This is a genomic window from Niameybacter massiliensis (genome assembly GCF_001282685.1).
GTDB lineage: Bacteria > Bacillota > Clostridia > Lachnospirales > Cellulosilyticaceae > Holtiella > Holtiella tumoricola.
The window spans coordinates 1,190,581-1,212,377 of the sequence record NZ_LN875035.1 but is presented as its reverse complement, the minus strand read 5'-3'; the positions used below and the strand labels follow the sequence as shown (position 1 = coordinate 1,212,377).

General features: G+C 34.7%; 15 protein-coding genes. 11 read left to right on the top strand and 4 right to left on the bottom strand.

Annotated features, from left to right (window positions below; all coding sequences use genetic code 11):
• Window positions 1–102: 102 nt before the first annotated feature.
• Window positions 103–2,523 (bottom strand): glycoside hydrolase family 94 protein, encoded by a 2,421-nt coding sequence (locus BN2390_RS11295; protein WP_053984453.1) that lies wholly within the window; start codon window positions 2,521–2,523, stop codon window positions 103–105.
• A 233-nt stretch (window positions 2,524–2,756) separates the two neighbouring features.
• Between BN2390_RS11295 and BN2390_RS11290 the strand changes: the two genes are divergently transcribed.
• The 7 genes from BN2390_RS11290 to BN2390_RS11260 all read left to right on the top strand — a co-directional run bounded on the left by BN2390_RS11290 (window position 2,757) and on the right by BN2390_RS11260 (window position 11,492).
• Window positions 2,757–3,764 (top strand): LacI family DNA-binding transcriptional regulator, encoded by a 1,008-nt coding sequence (locus BN2390_RS11290; RefSeq protein WP_053984452.1) that lies wholly within the window; start codon window positions 2,757–2,759, stop codon window positions 3,762–3,764.
• 36 nt (window positions 3,765–3,800) lie between these two features.
• A complete protein-coding gene (locus BN2390_RS11285; protein ID WP_053984451.1) occupies window positions 3,801–5,237 on the top strand; it encodes a type 2 periplasmic-binding domain-containing protein in 1,437 nt (478 codons plus the stop codon).
• Between the two features lie 61 nt (window positions 5,238–5,298).
• Window positions 5,299–6,276, top strand: a complete 978-nt coding sequence (locus BN2390_RS11280; RefSeq protein WP_053984450.1) for a carbohydrate ABC transporter permease — start codon at window positions 5,299–5,301, stop codon at window positions 6,274–6,276.
• Window positions 6,273–7,139 (top strand): carbohydrate ABC transporter permease, encoded by an 867-nt coding sequence (locus BN2390_RS11275; protein ID WP_053984449.1) that lies wholly within the window; start codon window positions 6,273–6,275, stop codon window positions 7,137–7,139. Before BN2390_RS11280 ends, BN2390_RS11275 begins: the two co-directional genes overlap by 4 nt.
• 146 nt (window positions 7,140–7,285) lie before the next feature.
• Window positions 7,286–7,633 carry a hypothetical protein gene (locus BN2390_RS11270; RefSeq protein ID WP_053984448.1) on the top strand — a complete coding sequence of 116 codons (348 nt, stop codon included), beginning with the start codon at window positions 7,286–7,288 and terminating at the stop codon, window positions 7,631–7,633.
• A 990-nt stretch (window positions 7,634–8,623) separates the two neighbouring features.
• Window positions 8,624–10,333: a family 20 glycosylhydrolase gene (locus BN2390_RS11265; protein WP_053984447.1), complete on the top strand. Its 1,710-nt coding sequence runs from the start codon at window positions 8,624–8,626 to the stop codon at window positions 10,331–10,333.
• A gap of 52 nt (window positions 10,334–10,385) precedes the next feature.
• Window positions 10,386–11,492 carry an aminopeptidase gene (locus BN2390_RS11260; RefSeq protein WP_053984446.1) on the top strand — a complete coding sequence of 369 codons (1,107 nt, stop codon included), beginning with the start codon at window positions 10,386–10,388 and terminating at the stop codon, window positions 11,490–11,492.
• A gap of 118 nt (window positions 11,493–11,610) precedes the next feature.
• On the opposite strand, the gene BN2390_RS11255 is transcribed toward BN2390_RS11260, so the two are convergent.
• Entirely contained in the window at window positions 11,611–12,426 is an 816-nt protein-coding gene (locus BN2390_RS11255; RefSeq protein ID WP_053984445.1) for an alpha/beta hydrolase, read from the bottom strand.
• A gap of 309 nt (window positions 12,427–12,735) precedes the next feature.
• Here BN2390_RS11255 and BN2390_RS11250 point away from each other — a divergent pair, with 309 nt between their 5' ends.
• The 3 genes from BN2390_RS11250 (at window position 12,736) to BN2390_RS11240 (ending at window position 17,018) form a co-directional block, all read left to right on the top strand.
• Window positions 12,736–13,809, top strand: a complete 1,074-nt coding sequence (locus BN2390_RS11250; protein WP_053984444.1) for a C45 family autoproteolytic acyltransferase/hydrolase — start codon at window positions 12,736–12,738, stop codon at window positions 13,807–13,809.
• 241 nt (window positions 13,810–14,050) lie between these two features.
• A complete protein-coding gene (locus BN2390_RS11245) occupies window positions 14,051–15,370 on the top strand; it encodes an alkyl/aryl-sulfatase (protein WP_053984443.1) in 1,320 nt (439 codons plus the stop codon).
• A gap of 121 nt (window positions 15,371–15,491) precedes the next feature.
• Complete coding sequence (locus BN2390_RS11240; RefSeq protein WP_053984442.1) at window positions 15,492–17,018, top strand: sulfatase-like hydrolase/transferase; 1,527 nt, start codon at window positions 15,492–15,494, stop codon at window positions 17,016–17,018.
• Between the two features lie 410 nt (window positions 17,019–17,428).
• Here the strand turns inward: BN2390_RS11240 and gltS are convergent, their stop codons facing one another.
• Both gltS and BN2390_RS11230 read right to left on the bottom strand, forming a co-directional pair.
• Complete coding sequence (gene gltS / locus BN2390_RS11235; protein WP_330373752.1) at window positions 17,429–18,637, bottom strand: sodium/glutamate symporter; 1,209 nt, start codon at window positions 18,635–18,637, stop codon at window positions 17,429–17,431.
• 112 nt (window positions 18,638–18,749) lie between these two features.
• Window positions 18,750–20,588 (bottom strand): glycoside hydrolase family 20 zincin-like fold domain-containing protein, encoded by a 1,839-nt coding sequence (locus BN2390_RS11230; protein ID WP_053984441.1) that lies wholly within the window; start codon window positions 20,586–20,588, stop codon window positions 18,750–18,752.
• 188 nt (window positions 20,589–20,776) lie between these two features.
• On the opposite strand from BN2390_RS11230, the gene BN2390_RS11225 reads away from it, so the two are divergent.
• Entirely contained in the window at window positions 20,777–21,763 is a 987-nt protein-coding gene (locus BN2390_RS11225; protein WP_053984440.1) for a S66 family peptidase, read from the top strand.
• Window positions 21,764–21,797: the final 34 nt, after the last annotated feature.

Here is a 21,797-nt window from a genome sequence, read left to right as displayed (position 1 = left end):
TTTTGGGTTAGTAAGAGAAATGACTGTATCATTGTTAATTATAATTCACCTATTAGAGTCAATACCATCTCCTTTACTACCTTTTCATGTGTAGTAATCAGATTAAACCATAACAGTAACATGACAAAGTTCTTTGCCTTGTGGAAGAGGGAGTATATTACCCTCTATTTTTTTGCCATCAGCAGTTAAACTATACTCACCTACTGGGGAAGTAAGAACTTCTATTTGATAAGTGCAACCTTGGAAATGACGGGTAGCTATATAGCTTTTGAGACATTGAGGGAGGCAAGGAGCAATTTGAAGGCCATCAAAGGTTGGGCGTATACCAAGGATATATTGGCTGACATTGACAAAGGTCCAAGCAGCAGTACCAGTGAGCCAGCTATTTTTTGCCTGCCCTAAATCGTAAGAAGCTATACCCGCTATGGTTTGGCTATACACATAAGGTTCTGTAGCATGGATGTCACTTATTTCTTCTAGGTAAGCGGGACATATTCTCTTGTAAGCATCAAAGGCTTCTTCATTATTACCAACTAAAGTATGGGCGATACTTACCCAAGGATTGTTATGGCAGAAGATAGAACCGTTTTCTTTGTATCCTGGTGGATAGCTTGAGATTTCCCCAAGTTCTTTGTAATACTTTGAGTAGCAAGGTGTAAGGAGTACGATACCATATGGCGTAGCTAAATGTTTTTCTACACTTTCGAGGGCCTTTTTTGCATAGCCATTTTCTAAACCTACACCTGCCATTACACAGAAACCTTGTGGTTCAATGAAAATTTTGCCTTCATCACAGCTGTTACTGCCAACAGGATTAAGGAAAGCATCATATGCTCTTAAGAACCACTCACCATCCCAGCCATAGGTTAAGAGTGCTTGCTCCATTTGACTCACACTATCAAGAACATAGGCTACATCATTAGGTTTGCCAAAGCGTTTACAAAGTTCAGCATATTCTTTGCCGTATTTTACGAACATGGCTCCAATAAAGATACTTTCTGCCTTACCACTTTCAAAGTTGGAGCAAGTTTGGAAGCTTTCTCCAGGTTCTTCAGAAAAACAGTTTAAGTTAAGACAGTCATTCCAATCTGCTCTGCCAATGAGAGGAAGTCCATGTGGGCCTAAGTGGGTAAGGGTATAGGAAATGCTTTTTTCAAGGTGAGTAAATAACGTTTGTTCGCTACCTGGAACATTATTAAAAGGGAGCAGCTCATCTAAGATAGTTTGGTCTCCTGTTTCTTTGATATAGGCACTGGTACAAGCAACAAGCCAGAGGGGATCATCGTTGAAACTACTTCCTACATCACTATTCCCACGCTTAGTAAGGGGTTGATATTGATGATAGGTACTGCCATCTTCAAATTGAATAGAAGCAATATCCAGTATTCTTTCCCTTGCGCGAGAAGGGATAAGATGAACGAAACCTAACAAGTCTTGGCAACTATCTCTAAAACCCATACCACGCCCGGTACCACTTTCAAAATAGCTTGCACTACGACTCATATTAAAAGTAACCATGCATTGATATTGGTTCCAGATATTAACCATACGATTAAGTTTTTCATCACTGCTATGAATAGAGAAGTTAGCAAGAAGATTTTCCCAGTAAGTGGCAAGTTCTTGCAGTGCAGTATCTACTTGAGCATCTGTTTCGAAGGCGCTCATAAGAGCTTTTGCAGGTACTTTGTTAATGATACCATCACTTTCCCATTTATTTAATTCTTCGTTTTCAATATAACCTAACATAAAGATAAAGCTTTTACTTTCATAAGGAGATAAAGTTATTTCAATCTGATGACTTGCCATAGGAGACCAACCTATTCCTAAGCTATTGCTACATCCTTGATTAAGAGCTACAGGTGTATCCCAACTATTAAAAGAACCTAAGAAACAGTCACGATTAGTATCAAAACCAGTAATAGGGCTATTCACAGTATAAAAGGCATAGTGATTTCTACGTTCTCTGTACTCTGTTTTATGATAAATAGTACTGCCATCTACTTCAAGCTCTCCAGTATTCAAGTTACGTTGGAAGTTTTGAGCATCATCAATAGTATTCCAAAGGCACCACTCAATCCCACTAAAGAGCTTGAAAGTTTTAGGGGTGTCACTTTGATTCATTAATTTGAGTTGATTAATTTCGCAAGTCTTGCCTAAAGGTACGAAACAAGTTAGTTCAGCTAAGAGATCATTTTTTGTCCCACTTATGATTGTGTATCCAAGCCCATGACGACAGCTATAGGCGTCTAGAGGTGTCTTTGCAGGGAGAAAGCTAGGACTCCAAACCACATCGTTTTCTTTAATATAGTAGTGTCTGCCATCGGTATCTTTTGGTACATTATTATAGCGGTATCTTGTAATACGGCGTAGCTTGGCATCTTTATAGAAACTATAGCCACCACAAGTATTAGAGATTAAGCTAAAGAATCCATCATTACCTAAGTAGTTGATCCAAGGAAGTGGGGTATAGGGAGTAGTGATTACATATTCTTTACGGACATCATCAAAAAAGCCAAATTTCATAACGGTCACTCCATTCGATAATAAATTTTACGAAAACGATTGAGTAAAATCAAACGTATTATATTTGTATATATATTAAGAAGAACTGTGTATGAGTACCTAAAAATATTAAATTAGAGATAAAAAATTATTTAAAGTTCATAAAATTGTCATTATAAAAAAGCATACTGCATAAATTATGAGTATAGAAAGTTACTCAAACGATTAAGGAAAGGAGCAAGGAGAGGAGGCGTATGGTATCACTTAAAGATATTGCAAAAGCATGCGGAGTTTCCACATCTTCAGTGAGCAAGGCACTAAATGGGCACAAAGATATTAGTGAGAAAAAGAAAGAAGAGATTATTCAAGTAGCGCGTGATATGGGATATATGCCTAATGCAGCAGCAAGAAGTTTAAAAACTAACCGAACGTATAATCTAGGTGTATTATTTACCGACAAAACACAAAGAGGATTAACTCATGAGTACTTCTCTTGTGTACTTGAAAGTTTTAGAGTAGAAGCAGAAAAGCATGGATATGCTATTACTTTTATTAGCCAAAACATTGGAGGCAAACCAATGAGCTATTATCAACATTGCATGCACCGTGGCTATGACGGCATTGTTATAGCAAGCGTTGACTTTAGGGCACCAGAGGTGATGGAGCTTATAGAAGGGAATATACCTGTTGTAACCATAGATCATCTTTTTAATGATAGAACCGCTATTCTTTCAGATAATGTAGATGGTATGAAACAACTTGTACAGTATATACACAAGTGTGGACATAGAAAAATTGCATTTATCCATGGAGAAGATACTTCAGTTACTCAAAAAAGGTTAGCAAGTTTTTATAAGACTTGCGAAGAGCTAAAAATGAAGATACCTGATGAATATGTATGTGAGGCGATTTATCATGATCCAAAGGCAACAGCAATAAAGACAAAAGAACTTCTAGAACTTGCGATACCTCCTACTTGTATTATTTTTCCTGATGATTTTTCTAGCATTGGTGGTATCAATGTGATCAAGGATGCAGGACTTCGTATACCAGATGATATAAGTATTGTAGGGTATGATGGCATTTACTTATCTAGAGTATTAGAACCTTCACTTACAACCCTCAAACAAAATACAGATGAATTAGGAAGGCTAGCAGCACTTAGATTAATTGAACTGATCGAAAAACCAAAGACAGCAATCCCACAACAAGTCATTGTAAAAGGGGAGTTGCTATTAGGTAACTCAGTGAAAAAGTTATAGCAAGTAAAAGGAAGTTAAATTGAGGAGGGTATTTTAATGAAAAAACATATGTCTTTATTATTAGCACAGGTATTATTATTATCTACTTTAACAGCCTGTTCAGGGCAAACTGCAGATTCTTCAACATCTACTCCTTCAACATCAGATGAGCAAACATCTACAAATACAGATACTAAGACTACAACTTCAGAGACAACACAACCAGATACGACAGATTCAGAGGAAGGAAAAACACTTGTTATTTATGCATGGAATGAAGAATTCCAAAGTCGTTTCAATGATTACTATGCAAGTAAACTGCCATCAGATATCAATGTTAAATGGGTTATCACGCCAAATCAAAATAATCAGTACCAAAATAAGTTAGATGAAGATTTATTAAAACAAGATGCCGCGGCCAAAGATGATAAAATTGATATCTTTTTAGTAGAAGCCGACTACGCACTTAAATATGTAGATACAGAGTATACCTTAGATGTTAAAAAGGATATTGGCTTAACAGATGCTGATCTTGTAGATCAATATACCTATACCCAAAAAATTACAACAGATAGTAATGGTGCATTAAAGGGTGTATCTTGGCAAGCAACACCAGGACTTTTCGTATATCGTCGTTCCATTGCAAAAGATGTATTAGGAACAGATGATCCAGTAGAAGTTCAAGCTGCTTTATCTGATTGGGAGAAATTTGATGCTGTAGCTGAAAAGTCAGCAGCAAAAGGTTATAAGATGTTATCAGGATTTGATGATAGCTATCGTACTTTCTCAAATAATGTTTCAACACCTTGGGTAGGAAGCGATAATGTTATCGATATAGATGATAATTTGATGAAGTGGGTAGACCAAACTAAGACTTATACAGATAAGGGCTATAATAACAAAACCTCATTATGGAACGATGGTTGGGCAAAAGATCAAGGACTAAGTGGTGATGTATTTGGATTCTTTTATTCAACATGGGGTATTAACTTTACATTGTTAGGTAACTCTCTTGAAACACCAATAGCAGAAGGTGGAAAAGAAGAAGTAGGGAATGGGATATTTGGCGACTATGCAGTATGTGAAGGACCACAAGCTTATTATTGGGGTGGAACTTGGATTTGTGCAGCAAAGGGTACAGATAACTTGGGCACAATAAAAGACGTTATGCTTACACTTACTTGTGATAGTGACACAATGAAACAAATTACATTAGATACACAAGACTACACTAATAATAAGGCTGCAATGGAAGAGATTGGATCAAGTGATTTCCAATCTGCATTCTTAGGTGGTCAAAATCATATTAAGCTCTTTAATGCTTCTGCAAAAAACATTAGCATGGATAATATTTCTCCTTATGATCAAGGATTAAATGAATCTTTCCAACAAGCCTTTATGGATTACTTTAATGGCACAGTAACAAAAGACCAAGCGCTTGATAATTTCTACAAAGATGCACTTATTAAATATCCTGAACTTAAGAGACCATAATAGATAAAGTTGAAAGTTTATAAAAATTGTTGCCCTACACTTATGAGAGAGTAGGGCAGCAATGATCACAAAGCGAGGGGAGATAATGACCACAAAAAGAACCAAAAAAAATAAAGGTGTGAGTTACTCTAAATGGGGATACTTTTTTCTAGCACCATTCTTTATTACTTTTTTTATTTTTTCATTCGTTCCTTTAGTATCAACTTTTTACAATAGTTTTTTTGAAAATTATCGAAGTGGGCTGAAAATAATAGGGCCTAATTTTGTAGGATTTCAAAACTATATCACCTTGTTTACATCAGGAGATTTGATAACCTATTTGGGGAATACAATGATTTTGTGGCTACTTGGATTTATCCCTCAAATTGTTATTTCATTACTACTTGCAGCATGGTTTACTAATTTAAGATTGAAGCTTAGAGGAACAGGCTTCTTTAAAACAGTAATTTATATGCCTAACTTGATTATGGCTTCAGCTTTTGCAATGTTATTCTTTGCTTTGTTTTCAGATATAGGTCCTGTCAATAGTAGCCTTATGTCTGCAGGAATCATCAAAGAGCCTATCAGGTTTTTAGCAAGTACTTGGGGGACTAGAGGACTGATTGCTCTGATGAACTTTTTGATGTGGTTTGGTAACACAACCATTCTTTTGATGGCCGCTATAATGGGAATTGATACATCTACTTTTGAGGCTGCTGAAATGGATGGAGCAAAGGGATCTCAAATATTTTTTAAGATTACGCTTCCTTTAATACGTCCTATATTAGTGTATGTCATTATAACTTCTCTTATTGGTGGGTTACAAATGTTTGATGTACCACAAATATTAACCAATGGAACGGGGGCACCCAATAATACAAGTACAACGTTAATCATGTTCTTAAATAACCATCTATATAGTAAGAACTATGGTATGGCAGGGGCATTATCTGTAATTTTATTCATTATTGCTGCTGTACTTAGTTTAATTGTTTTTTATCTTACAGGAAATAGAGAGTCTAAAAGAACAAAAATTAAGGGAGAGGGAGGAAAGCTATGAGCCGTCAAAAAGACCAATCTAAAGAAAAAATGTCCACTCATTTTTACCGCATGGTTTGCTATATAGTACTTGCTCTGTTGACCTTCCTTTCTCTATTCTTCTTTTATATGTTAGTGATTAATGCCACAAGGTCAAATTCTTCTATTCAACAAGGTTTTAGTTTTGTGCCAGGTGGTTCTTTTATGGCAAACTTAAGAAATGTATTAGGTAATCAGAACCTACCTGTTTTATCTGGTATATTTAATAGTTTGTTTGTATCGGCAGTGTCAGCTATATGTAGTATTTATTTTTCAGCGATGACAGCATATGGTATTCATGCTTATGAATTTAAAGGTCGTAATAAAGCATTTACTTTTATATTACTTATTATGATGATCCCTACACAGGTATCAGCACTAGGGTTTGTAAGGCTGGTGAATGATATGGGGCTACGTGATACTTTCTGGCCATTGATATTACCGGCTATTGCAGCGCCTGTTGTTGTATTCTTTATGAGACAGTATATGGCAAGTAATCTCCCCATAGAGTTAATCGAAGCTGCACGTGTAGATGGTGGAGGAGAATTTTATACGTTTAATAAAATAGTATTACCTATCTTAAAGCCTGCCATGGCAGTTCAAGCTATTTTTACTTTTGTAGGCAGTTGGAATAATTACTTTATACCAGCTTTGATTATTGATAGTAGTAACAAAAAGACGTTACCTATTTTAATTGCTCAACTACGTAGTGCAGATTTCTTGAAATTTGATTTAGGCCAGGTTTATATGCTTATTACCATTGCGATTATGCCAGTTGTCATTATGTATTTATGTTTATCTAAATTTATTGTAAGAGGCGTGGCGCTTGGAGGGGTTAAAGAATAGACAATATAGTGTATAGAATAGATAGAGAGACTATTATGAAATCTAGTTATAATGATTTCATAATAGTCCCTTATTGTTGTAGAGTAAGAAGTCATGTTATAGTGAAAGTGTTAATAATCAATGAGCTTAAGAAAAGAGGAAATCAAATGGAACTAGTAGAAGTTTATGACCAATATAAAAATATAAATAAGACTTTAGAAGCTTTTTTAGAGAAGTATATAGAAACAGAAGAGACTATGAGTGCACAAAGCTTACAGGAAATTTTCCAAGATACTCAAGGTGGAATTGAAAAATTATTAAATGATGCAGCAGAAGTTCAAGTAGATTGTGAACATGAAAATGATTTAAAGGACCTTAAATACCTTATGACAGATACATTATTTTTATTGATGGACCTTAGTAACTTCTGCGCTCACAACGAAATGGGTAGATGTAAAATGCGTGCAATTAATTATTTAGGTAAGAGAAAACGTGTAGAAGTATTTGGACAATAAAACAGAATGGGACCTCGGTGGAGGTCCCATTTTAATTAAATAAATATTTGGTTAAGTGTGAGGACATGTAGGCAAGCTTATTGTATTCCAACTTCTAGTCCTCGACTTTTAAGAGAGACTAAGTTCATTCCATCAAACTAACGGTCAAAACTCAGAAAAAAGTTCACTTTTCTTCAGACATTTCCCTAAAACCAGTTTGATTCCATTCTCTAAGCCTCTCTAAAAAGTCTGTGGAGAAAGTTTCCATACAATAACTTACCTTACAGCCCATTACATCATAGCCTTTCCAGTAGAGAGACAGCTACACTACATGATCCATTTTCTAAACATCTTTCATGTGAAAATGCCTAATCATTTCCGAGTTCAGATCAAAAGTACTATCAATTCTACAAAGCGAATCTTACTTAATTCAGTAGCAAAAGACATTGAAACCTGAAAGGCTTCACAGTAGCTTTGCTAACGCTCACCTTTTAAGATAGGCTGAGATCAGGAATAAACGACGAAGGAGCCTTATCAAACACTTGAAGGTTTTGCCCTGAAAGAAGAAACATTTACTCCTATCTCTTCACCACGGTGAACTACTGGAAGTGAAAACTTACCTAACTGAGTAGAAAAGGGTGGTGATGCGTGGGTGACCTCCATGTAGCTTTTATTGAGAATGGGCTTAGAATGTGTTAACGAATATGAAGGAAGGCTTTTATGCGAGTGTCTGAGCATTAGTGAGTTTTCGCACGTTCTGACTGAATAGGAGTTTACACATTCTTAGTCCATTTGAGCAAAAGCGAAAGGGAGAGCACATACGTAGTGCCGACCGGTCTACCTCAACTACTAAGTTTTCACTCCATAAAATATTTATTATGTCAGACATGGAAATGATAAAGCTTAGTGAAAATATATAAAAATTAAACAATTATTTAGTAAATAGAGAGTTAAAAGATAAAGTTTTAATATGTTAAAATAATATAGAAATATATTGTATAAGGGGAAAATATGATAACTATAAAAAAACAACTTGAAGAAGTAGTGCAAAATTTAAAAGTTAGAATGATTTGTCCAAACCAACATAAAATTTTAATGCCCTACGTTCCAAAAGGATTTGAGATAGAATTTTTAGGTTCAGATTATAAGCAAATTATTGATGATGTAGGTAATATTTATGCACCATTTATAGATATGAAGGTTATTGTAGATTTTAAAGTGTCTTATGGGCAGGAAGTTATGTGGACCAAAGGTTTAGAAGTAGTTGTTCCAGGAAAATATGGTACACCATTAGCTATAAATACTAAGCCTTATGTTATTCCGGAGGTACAAGAATGGATAGGCTTAGAGGGGGAATACTTAATTACGAAGAATTCTATCATAAGAATTTCTGAAAATGTTAAAGAGAAGTTAATAGTAAGTGCTCAGATATTAAAACAGGATTTAAATGAAGAAATAGGTTTGGATTTAGAAATAGTAATAGGTGGTATAGTTAAGGAAGGTGACATATTACTTGTATTAAGTAATGAAGATAAAATTATAGGAGATGAAGGATATAATTTATGTATTAATAACTTTGTGAAGATAAGTGCTTGTCATACAAGAGGAATATTTTACGGAACAAGAACGCTTCTTCAAATGCTAAAACGTCAAAAAGGAAAATTAGAGCAGGGGATGATTAGAGATTATCCTAGATATAAAAAAAGAGGATTTATGTTGGATGTAGGTAGAAGATTTTCCTCTATGGATGCATTAAGAACATATGTAAAGCTTATGGCATGGTATAAGATGAATGATTTTCATATTCACTTAAATGACAATGAGATTCATATCGATGAAGTAAACTGGGAGAAGGCTTATTCAGCATTTAGACTAGAGTGTGATACATATCAAGGATTAACGGCGAAAGATGGTCATTATACAAAGCGCGCATTTGGAGAATTAATAGATTTTGCAGATAAATATAGTGTAGATATAGTGCCAGAGATCGATACACCTGCACATTGTTTAGCATTGACTCAATATAATAAAGATTTAACATTAGGAATTGGAAAGGGAAGAGACCATCTTAATGTTATGAAAGAAGAAGCGTATGAATTTATAGATAAGCTATGGAATGAATATTTACAAGGAGATATGCCTGTCTTTAGATGTAAGGAAGTACATATTGGAGCAGATGAATATTTTGGAAGTGATGAAGTATTAGAACATTTTAGAGCTTATACAGACTACTATTTGAAATGGATTAAAGCAAAAGGTAAGACACCAAGATTATGGGGGAATTTAAGTAGTTTCAAGGGACAGACACCTATTATAAGTGAAGGTGTTACAATCAATATATGGAGCTTAGACTGGGTGGATGCTATAGAAATGATTGAAGCGGGCTATCAGATTATTAATTCTGATGATACCAGGTTATATATTGTACCTCATGCAAATTACTATAGACAATACTTAGATAAAGAAAATTTATTTAATACATGGGAGCCAAATATGTTCAGAGAGGCATATACAATCCCGGCAGGACATCCTCAGCTATTAGGAGGTGCTTTTTCTATTTGGAATGATATGATAAATGTACCTGTTTCAGAAGAAGATATCTATGATAGAGCTAAAGAAGGTATTCAAGTATTAGCACAAAAACTATGGAATAATAAGTTTTCAGGAGATTATATTATATTTGATAAAATCTGTAAAGAAGTACATAATTGCAACTTATAATAATAAATATGATATGTTATAGTAAGAGAGACGAACAAACTAGGAGGCAGCAATGAGAGATCCAAGAATAACTAAACTTGCACAAAACTTAATTCAGTATTCCGTACAGTTACAAGCGGGGGAAAAACTTTTAATCGACCTTCCTAATGGAGGAGAAGAAATTGCTACAGCACTTGTAGAAGAAGCCTATCGTGTAGGAGGTATTCCTTTTGTTAACCTTGAATCAGAAGTGATTCGTAAAGCACTTCTTTTAGGAGCGACAAAAGAGCAATATGAGTATCAACTTAAATACGATTTAGAGCGTATGAAAGATATGGATGCCTATATAGGAGTAAGAAAAGTAGATAATCTCTATCAAATGTCAGATGTCCCATCAGATAAGATGAAGATTTATACAGAGTATAGTGGGCCACTTCATGCTAAGGAACGCTGTCAAAATACTAAATGGTGTATCTTAGGTTATCCAACCAATAGCTTTGCACAAACAGCGCATATGAGTACACAGGCTTTTGAAGATTATTACTTCAATGTATGTGCATTAGACTATGCCAAGTTCCATGAACTTATGAAACCTTTACATGATCTTATGGATAAAACAGATAAGGTGCATATTATAGCACCTGGAACGGATTTAACATTTTCTATTAAAGATTGTTGGACAAGTATATGTAGTGGAAGATGGAATATTCCAGATGGAGAAGTAGGGATGGCCGGTGTTGTAATGGATTCAGTAAATGGAACTATTGCTTATAACGTACCATCTAACTATCAAGGAACTATTTTTACAGATGTTAAATTTAAGTTTAAAGATGGTAAGATTGTTGAGGCAACAGCTAATGAAACAGAAAAGCTTAATGCTATTTTAGATACAGATGAGGGAGCACGCTATATTTGTGAATTCTCTCTTGGAACAAATCCATTTATGGAACAACCCATTTATAATACACTTTTTGATGAGAAAATGATTGGTACAATGCATTTTACACCAGGACATAATTCGGCAATTCACTGGGACCTTATTCAATCTCATAAACCACAAGATGGTGGAGGGGAGATTTGGTTTGATGGTGTGCTCATTAGAAAAGATGGAGAGTTTGTAGTTGAAGAATTATTACATCTTAATAAAGAGGCATTGAAAAAAGCTTTAAGTATGGAGTAATTTGATAGAGCCATCAGTACTATTGGTGTACAAAGAAGACTTTATAAATATAATAAAAGCAGGTATTACATAGAAATAATGTAATACCTGCTTTTATTATATTTTAGAAAGATGTTATTTAGAGATTATGAGCCCAAGTACAAGCAAGCCTAATCCAATTTTGACATTCTTTTTGAATGCTACCAGGATATCCGTTAGCCATTGTTTCTTGGGAGGCTAAAGCTAGACCATGCCCTCCAACTGGATAGATATGGAGTTCGTATGAAACATTTACTTTTTGTAAGGCAGTCGCAAACATTAGTGTTCCTTCTACAGGTACGGCATTATCTGTTTGGGTATGCCAAATGAAAGTAGGAGGAACATACTCAGTTACTTGAGTTTCTAAGCTAAGCATGGCTTTAAGTTCTTCTGTATAAGAAGAACCAAGGAGGTTTGTAAAGCTTCCTTGATGTCCTTTTTCACCTGATGTGAGAACAGGATAGCATAAGAGTAGGCCATTAGGCTTATAGTTTGACATAGGTTCCTGCATTAAAGTTTGCAACCAATCTTGATGCCAAAATACACCAAGGCTTCCAGCTAAGTGCCCGCCTGCAGAAAAACCGGAAATAATAATTTTATCTGGGTCAATGTGATATTGTTCTGCATTTTGACGCAGATGTGACACAGTCTTTGCAAGTTCTAGTAAGGCAGTTGGGTACTCTGCTGGTGCACAATGATATTTAAGTACACAAGCGTGAAGGCCACGGGCATTATATTGAATAGCAATAGCCTCAGCTTCACGTTCAGAAGTATATCCATAGGCACCACCAGGGCAGATGATGACAACAGGCCTTTTTCTTGCAAGGTCAATTTCTTGATAGTTATCTAAAAAATAAGTATAGAGTTGTGCCTTTTCACATTCTCTTGAATCAATTTCTATTATTTGATGTAGCATAAGTAAACTCCTTTAGGATATAAGTTGATAATAAAAGCTATAAATAATGAGGTAAAAGGTAAAAATTGTAGTGAAAAATTACTGATATATAAGTAAATTTAACATGTAATTCTGTGTTGTTCAAGTATATTTGAATTTGAGTGTAGAATATACAGAAACTTATTGATTATTAAATAAGTAAAAGTATAAAGAGATAGTTTGATGATGAAATAATTTTAAGTTAAAATAGTTTGAAATAAAAATAATTTGATTATCAAGATAATCTGTTTTATAATAAGTTCATAAATAATAAATACAGGGAGATCAGTTATGAAAAAAGCATTAAAAATTACGGGCATAAGTATTGTCAGTGTACTTCTTCTAGTGGTAATAGGAGTAGGAACTTTATTCTTTGGAGAAATTCGTACATTACTTAGCTTTAAAGAATTAAATGGACATCCATTTTATGAAATGACTTACCATGCAGATTATGGACTAGATGAATTTTTAGAAAAGGGTGCAGCAACAGATAATGAGCTTGTAGGCTTTGTGACTCAAAAAATATTAAAAGGCATACCGTTTGAAGTCAATCCAGATGGTGCATGCAGTACATTTATAGCAACATCACCAGAAGGGGACAATTTATTTGGTAGAAACTTTGATTATGTACCTTCTATAGGAATGATTGTACGTACGACACCTACAGATGGTTATGAGTCTATATCTGTTGTTAACTTAAATCATTTAGGATTAAGTGCAGAGAATATGCCAGATAAAAATCTTTTAAATCGTGTGATTACTTTAGCAGCACCTTATGCACCATTAGATGGGATTAATGAAAAAGGACTAGCGATAGGTGTACTTGTTATTAATAAAGGGATTGTTCATCAATCAACAGGCAAAGTACCTATTACAACAACGTCAGCTATTCGTATGATCTTAGACAAAGCAGCAACAGTAAAGGAAGCTATAGCTTTACTTGAACAATATGATATGAACTCAAGTGGGGATACAGGATACCATTTCCAAATTGCTGATGCAACAGGAGATACTGCAATTATTGAATACATAGATGATGAAATGCATGTGCTAACCAAAGAAGAAGGCTACACAGCTGCAACAAACTTTGTGCTTTATAATGATATGAACGAAGGAAGTGGCCAAGATCGTTATGAGGTTATTAAAGCGAAGCAAGAAGAAACAGGTGGCATTATGAATGAAGAGGAAGCTATGGAATTATTACTTAGCGTTCCATCACAAGGCACACGTGTGATTGAGGGGCTAAATGAAACGATACCATCAGATACACAATGGTCATGTGTTTATAATTTAGATGATTTAACTTTACAGATTTGTACGGGTAGAGATCAAGCGAGAACATATTATTACAAAATAGATAAATAAGTAAGGGAGTGCGTAATAGCACTCCTTTTTTACATATAAGTTATAGAAAGTAAAGTAATATTTTCAGTTATAAGATGTATCTATAATATACTACCTATATTGGTTCAAACTTTTTAAACGAGAGAATAAATAAAAAATAATACATTGAGGGAGGGGTTGCAGCTGCTTGGATATCAAAGTATAATGGAGGAGAATGATTTGATATCCAAGTATTTTATTAAAATTAAGAAAGAGGTATACAATGACAAGATTCAGAGGGGAAGAAAAACTTATTAAGCAAGCACAGATAGGATTTCCTAAAGGTATTACAAAAATTACGGAACGTGTTTATTTTGCGTTGGGATATGGTGCAAGTACAGCAACTTTAATCGAAGGTGAAAGTACATGTATACTCATTGATACTTTAAATGGAACTACAGTGGCGAAGGAAGTATTAGAAGCGTTTAAGAAGATAACTAATAAGCCGATTAAAACTATTATCTATACACATTATCATCATTTTGACCATACATGTGGAGCAGGTGTTTTTGCAGATGAAGATTGTGAAATTATAGGACGTATACCTGCCTATCCTCAGTATGGAAAGAGTCATTTGTTAAAGGATATTTTTGCAAAACGTACAGCTATGCAATTTGGTACGGGTCTTTCAAATGAAGAAATATTATCATTAGGCATTGCACCAATTAATGATAACAACGGAGAAAAAAGTAATTTATCACCTAATAAACTTTTTAGTGAAGAAAAGTTAGTATTAACTATAGATGGTATTGAGTTAGAGTTAGTTGCAGCCCCTGGAGAAACAGATGATCAGATTTTTGCATGGTTACCACAAGAAAAAGTTCTATGCTGTGGGGATAATTATTATGAATCATGGCCAAATCTTTATGCCATAAGAGGAGGACAATATCGTGATGTAAGTAGCTGGGTAGATGCTTTAACTCATATGATTAGCTATGAAGCAGAATATTTATTACCAGGACATACAAGAGCTGTTGTAGGGAAAGAGAAGATTAAACAGAGCCTAACAAATTATCGTGATGCAATCGAGTATGTATTAGTAGAAACACTAAAAGGAATGAATGAAGGTATGACGATTGATGAATTAGTTGAACAGATCAAATTACCGCAGGAACTTGAAAAACTTCCATATTTGCAAGAATACTATGGCACAGTAGAGTGGACAGTAAGAAGCATCTTTACAGGCTATTTGGGATGGTTTGATGGGAATCCAACTCATTTAGGTTCTATGCAAAAAATGAAAAATGCACAAAAAACATTAAAATTAATGGGTGGAGCAAAAAAGGTAATAGAAGAAATTGAAGAGGCATTGAAACAAGAAGAGGAACAATGGGCAGTAGAGCTTTGTGATATTTTACTAGCTGCTGGAGAAGAAGTTGAAATTGCCAAAGAACTTAAAGCACAGGGACTTGTTGTACTTGCAAGGATACAGACTAGTGCCAATGCTAGACACTACTATTTAGCAAGTGCAAAACAATTACGTGGGCAGCTTAAACCTCAAAGCATGAATGGTGCTTCATTAGATTTATCTAAGAAAAAATAAAAATTTACTAAAAAGTCAACAAACATTTACTATATTATAAATTTATGAGATAATAATCTGTGAACATAATTAAATACATCAAGAGAAGAAGGTTATTTTATATAGTAAATAGAGGTGGAAAATGGAAGGTAATATTAGAAAAGTTGTATTTATAATGACAGATAGTCAACGCAAAGATATGGTAGGATGCTATGGTAATCCTCATATGCGTACCCCTAATATTGATAGGCTAGCAGAAGAGGGGATCCGATTTGAAAAGGCTTATACAGCACAACCTGTTTGTCAGCCAGCAAGGGCAGGGTTATTTACAGGTCAATATCCACGTTCTACAGGTGGATGGACAAATTCAATGGGGATCGGGCAAGATGTGCAACATATTGGACAAAGATTAAATGATCATGGCATACATACAGCTTTTATTGGAAAGTGGCATTTAGATGGGGGAGATTACTTCGGGATGGGCAGATGCCCAGAAGGCTGGGATAAAGAATACTGGTATGATATGAGAAATTATTTAGAAGAGCTTACCCCAGAAGAAAGGGTTTTATCAAGAGACCAAAACATTATTTTTAAACAAGGTGTAGAAGAGGCATTTACTTATGGACATAGATGTAGTAATAGAGCTGTTGACTTTTTAGAAAAACATCATGACGAAGATTTCTTCTTAGTTGTTTCTTATGATGAGCCACATCAACCATTTTTAGCACCAACACATTATGCCGAGAGCTATAATGATTACTTTATACCTATTACCGAAGGACACTATGATACTTTAGAAAATAAGCCACAACATCATAAAGTATGGGCAGGTTTGAAAAAAGATCAAGCAAGGCGTAGTGAAGAAGCAATAACTAATCAGACAAAAAGTGGTAAACTAGGAAGAGATCCTATTTACTTTGGATGTAATAGTTTTGCAGATGCTCAAATTGGCAGAGTTGTTGATGCAGTTAAAAAACATGCGCCAGATGCTTTAATTATCTATACAAGCGATCATGGTATATTCTTTGGAGAACACGGACTTTGGTGTAAAGGGCCAGCAATGTATGATGAGATTACAAATATTCCATTGATTATGAGCTGTAAGCAATGGGAAGAAAAGGGCATTGTGGACAACAATCCTGTCTCACATATTGATTTAGCACCTACTATCTTTGAATTTATGGGTGTACCTATTCCGAAAATGTTTATGGGATCAAGTATTAAGGATCAAATTCTTACTAAAAAACGTGTGAAAGATTATGTTTTCATGGAATTTGGTAGATATGAAGTGGATCATGATGGCTTTGGAGGTATGCAACTTATTCGAGCAATTTTTGATGGACGCCATAAGTTAGTGCTTAACTTACTTACATCAGATGAGCTATATGATTTAGAAAAAGATCCTAGTGAAATAAACAACTTAATAGAAGATGAAGCATACAAAGAAATTCGTAATAAACTACATAATGCATTATTAGATGAGATGAATCGTTCACGAGACCCATTCCGTGGCTATTACTGGGAAAATAGAAGTTGGAGAGAAGATGCAACTGAGCCAACTTGGGACTATACAGGTATGACAAGGCAAAAAGAAAATGAAGAGTATGAGCCAAGACAGTTAGATTATATGACTGGATTAGAAATGGCTCAGGCTGTAAGAGGTAAATAAATAGAGAAAACCATGTAAGAACTGACGTCAGGGGCTAGTTCTTACATGGTTTTTGTTGTTTAAAGAATAAATATTTGTTTAGGTGTGAGGGCATGTAGGCAAGCTTATTGTATTCCAACTTCTAGTCCTCGTCTTTTAAGAGAGGCTAAGTTCACTTCATCAAACTAACGGTCAAAACTCAGAAAAGAAGTTCACTTTTCTTCAAACATTTTCCTAAAACCAGTTTGATTCTACTCACTAAGCCTCTCTAAAAAGTCTGTGGAGAAAGTTTCCATACAATAACTCACCTTACAGCCCATCACATTATAGACCTTTTCAGTGGAGAGAAAGAGAGCTAGACTACATGGATTGATAATCTAAAATCTACCTCATCATTTCTAAGCTTAGGATTACACAACAAAAAGGACTTATTAAGCGATGATGTTAATGAAAATAGTGATCACAGCAGAGTTAACAAAATCTATAAAGAGACAACCTACAATAGGAACAACGAAGTAAGGTGTAGGAACAAAACCGTAGCGATTAGTGAGCTCGTCCATATTGGCAATAGCATTTGGGGTAGCACCCATACCAAAACCACACATTGCAGACGCAAATACAGCAGCTTCATAATTTTTGCCCATTACACGATAGGTGATTATATAAGCAAAAAGTCCAACTAGAAGTACTTGAGCAATAAGCATAATAATAAGTGGTAATGCCAAATCAAAAAGTTCCCAAAGTTTTAATCCCATTAAGGCCATTGTTAAGAAAAATGATAGACTTAAGCCACCTAATGTCTCAATCTCTTTTTCTACTAACTCTTTATGAGTAAAATCATAAATATTTCTAATAACAGCTGCAACAAGCATAGCACCTATATAAGAAGGAAAAGCTAAGCCAAGATTTTGAATAAGTTTAGAAACTACAGAACCAATTCCCATTGCAATAAATAAAAGGCATGCCCCTGACATGAGGCGTTTAAAGGAAAGGATATTGTGGTTTTCTTCATTATAATCCCCAACTTCTTCTGGGGGGATAGTAGAGTTTTCATCATGGGGTGTCTTAAGCTTATGGCCTAAAATGAGATTACGTGCAACAAGGCCTCCAATAATACTGCCCATAATAAGCCCAAAAGTAGCAGAAGCTACAGAAATTGTAGTGGCACCAGAAATACCCATATCTTCTAAAATTGGTCCAAAGGAGCCTGCTGTACCGTGGCCACCAACCATTGGAATAGAGCCAGTACAAAGACCAAGGAGAGGGGTAAGTCTAAAGAGAGTAGCGAGTGTAACCCCCACGATATTTTGGAGAATAACAAGAGAGGTAGCAAGAATTAATAAAGTTGCAACCTTTATTCCACCTTGTTTAAGTATTTTCAAGCTAGCAGTGAATCCTATACTTGTAAAGAAAGCAGTCATAAAAATATTTTGAAGTGTTGTATCAAGATTAATTGTAGCAATACCTGTAAGATTAAAGAAAAGAATTAACAAGGCAAAAATAAAACCACCTACAACTGAAGGGGGAATACAATACTTTGTTAAAATAGAAATTTTATTTCGGAGATATTTACCGAGATAAAATATAAGAGAAACCAAGGCCATTGTTTCGTAAAGATCAAAATTTAATGTCATTACCATGTTGTCCTTTCTAAATGAAACTTCTACTTCATATTAGTATATATAAAAATGGAGTAGAGTATACAATATATAATAAAATGTCCTCTAAGTAAAGCTTAGAGGACATTTTATTTTAGCCTTGGAAAACGTGATGGGCTAAGTTTTTATTAAAATCTTTATCATTTGCCATATGTCTAGCAAGACGAGTAAGCTCATCTTTTAAATCAAGATAAAGCATATCTACATAGTTCCAGTCAGACAAGCGATTTGTATCAAACCAAACTTTTTCATGATATTGATGTACTGTTTCAAGTTCTGCAGCAAGTTCTAAGATATCTGTGATATAAGCTTTTGCTTCTTCACGATTTTTAGGTTGTTGCCAAGGAAGCATAGTAATTTTTTTTGCTGTAAAGAGAATACGTTTTGCACTTAAGTATAGAGCATCTATTACTGTTTTTTCTTCTACTTTTGTTTTGAAAACTTTAATAGCTGCTAAAGCTTTTTCCATTTCTGGAATCAGGAGGTGTGCTTTTTCACGAGCTTGGAAAGTAATTGGTTGTAAAGCACATTTATACATTTCATTTTTGAAAATAAAGTTATCTTCTAAGCCTAATACACGATCATAGTGATATACAGAATATAAAGCTGCAGCTTCTTCGCGATTTAATCCTAAGAATACAGCATGATAGATATCATAAAATTGTTCAAAAGTATAGTTCGTTTGGGTAGCCCAAGAACAGTTTGCGCCAATAAGTAATCCTGGCCAGTTCAGTTCGCGAGAACAGTCTCCACCATCTCCCCAACAAGACATAATCATATGTGTAGAGTTACCGTTAGCGGCACGAAGAAGTCCTGCAGTATTGTCCCAACATACTTTCATATCACAAGCAAAGCGATTCCATGACCAAGTACCAGGAGACACACTTACTGTAAGACCAATTTCATGTAATTTTTCTACATAAGGGTAGCTTGTACGTGGTGCATAATCCCAGAATACAAAGTTAATCCCTTTTGGAAGTTCAAGAGCACGATCAAGCCCTACTGCATAGTCACCCCATGGTGGCGCAAAGAAGTCAGCATACATCATCATAGAGCAGCCACGCTTTTTAAGCTCATCATGAATCCATGTAAAGTGGTCAATGAAAAGTTGTCCACCTCTTTCTTTGCCATAAACTTCAGTAATAGCACAAGGCTCATCACCACCTACGTGGATTACACCAGGACCAAAAGCTTCAATGACTTCGTCTAAAATATTTTGAATAAGTGGTTTAACATCTGGATTTAATGGATCAATAACGCTGGTTGGCATATCTTTTTCGTTGTGAATAGTAATCGGTTGAAGTGACGCAATGGCAGCATTTTTATCAAAGTGACCAAGTAAATTAATAATTGGGCGTACACTGATATTATACGTTTTAGCATATTGAGATATTGCATACCATTCATCACCTGTTAAGCCGTCAGAGTATTTACCCCAGTCAGGGCAGCATTTAAGCTTGAAAACATCTTCAATATATGGCATATACACATTATATTTGTAACGTGCTAAGCGTCTGATAATGGTTTTGAAATGTTCAAAAGTAGAAACTTGACCACGAGAAATATCATCAGAGAGAGAGCGATAATCCATATCTGGATAATCTTCGATCACTCCGGATGTAAGTGCCCCATGATTTAGACGATCTAGTTCAGATAATGTCATTAGACCATAAAATACACCGCTAAAAGAAGAGGCTTCAATTGTAATGCTTTCTTCAGTAAGTGTTAAAATATAACCTTCTTCATGAGCGTAAGTTACTATTTTGTAGACAATAGGTTTAGTACCTGTACCGGTATAAGAACCTGCTTGAAGCACTTCTTCACAGACAGGAATAAAGGTTTTAAGTTCGTCTGTAAGTATGTAGTCGTTTAAAGTTATAGACTGATTAGTAAGTGATACTTTTTTGAGTTCAGGAATAATATTATAGTTCATAAAAATCTCCTTGAATTATGTGATAAAGTAAGTACTTATTTAGTATATAAGAAAACATTAATAAATTCATTAAAAATACACTAAAATTATAGTAAAATTATTTTCGGTTTCATAAATAAGCCTATTAATATATAATAAAAAACAATATATTAAGATAAAATCTACAAGTTATAAGGAGTAATTCATTTATGAAAAACTTATTAAAGCTACAGCCAGGAGACGGTGTTGGGATATTTTCGCCATCTTCTCCCATAACATATCATTGTCCTGTTCGATTTCAACGTGCTATTGAATTTTTAGAAGCTAAAGGTTTTCATATCGTAAAAGGGAGTTTAACAGGAAAAACAGATTTTTATAGATCAGGGACAATACAAGAACGAGCAGAGGAACTGAATGAGCTTATTAGAAATCCTGAAATTAAGTGTATCATGTCTACTATAGGTGGAATGAATTCGAACTCTATTTTGCCATATATAGATTATGAAGCTTTTAAACAAAATCCTAAAATAATTATAGGTTATTCAGATGTTACAGCAATATTGCTTGCTATTTATAGCAAAACAGGAATCAATACTTTTTATGGGCCAGCATTAGTAGCTTCATTTGGTGAACTTGATCCATTTGTATCAATGACATATGATTATTTTAAGGAGGTACTTATAGAGAATACAGTGTTCCCGTATAAACTTAATCCACCAGAATTTTGGACCGATGAAATGATTAACTGGGAAGAGCAAACTAGAAAGAAAGTTCAGTATATAAATCAATTAGTTACGGTATATGAGGGTGTAGCACAAGGAAGGCTAATAGGGGGAAATCTAAATACTATGGAAGGTATTTGGGGAAGTGAGTATATGCCTGAGATAAAGGAAGGAGATATACTTTTTATAGAAGATTCCTTAAAAGATATTGCAACTATTGAGCGAAGTTTTTCACTCTTGAAAGTATCTGGAGTGCTAGATAGAGTATCTGGAATTATATTAGGTAAACATGAACTTTTTAAAGATGGAAATACAGGACGTAAACCTTATGATGTGCTATTAGAAGTATTAAATGGTAGGCAGATACCTTTCTTAGCAGAATTTGATTGTAGCCATACACATCCTATGTATACACTCCCTATTGGCTGTGAAATTGAATTGGATGCAACCAACAAAGTTATTACTATATTGTGAAAAATCCTTTGGACGTATAGAATTTTAAATAATA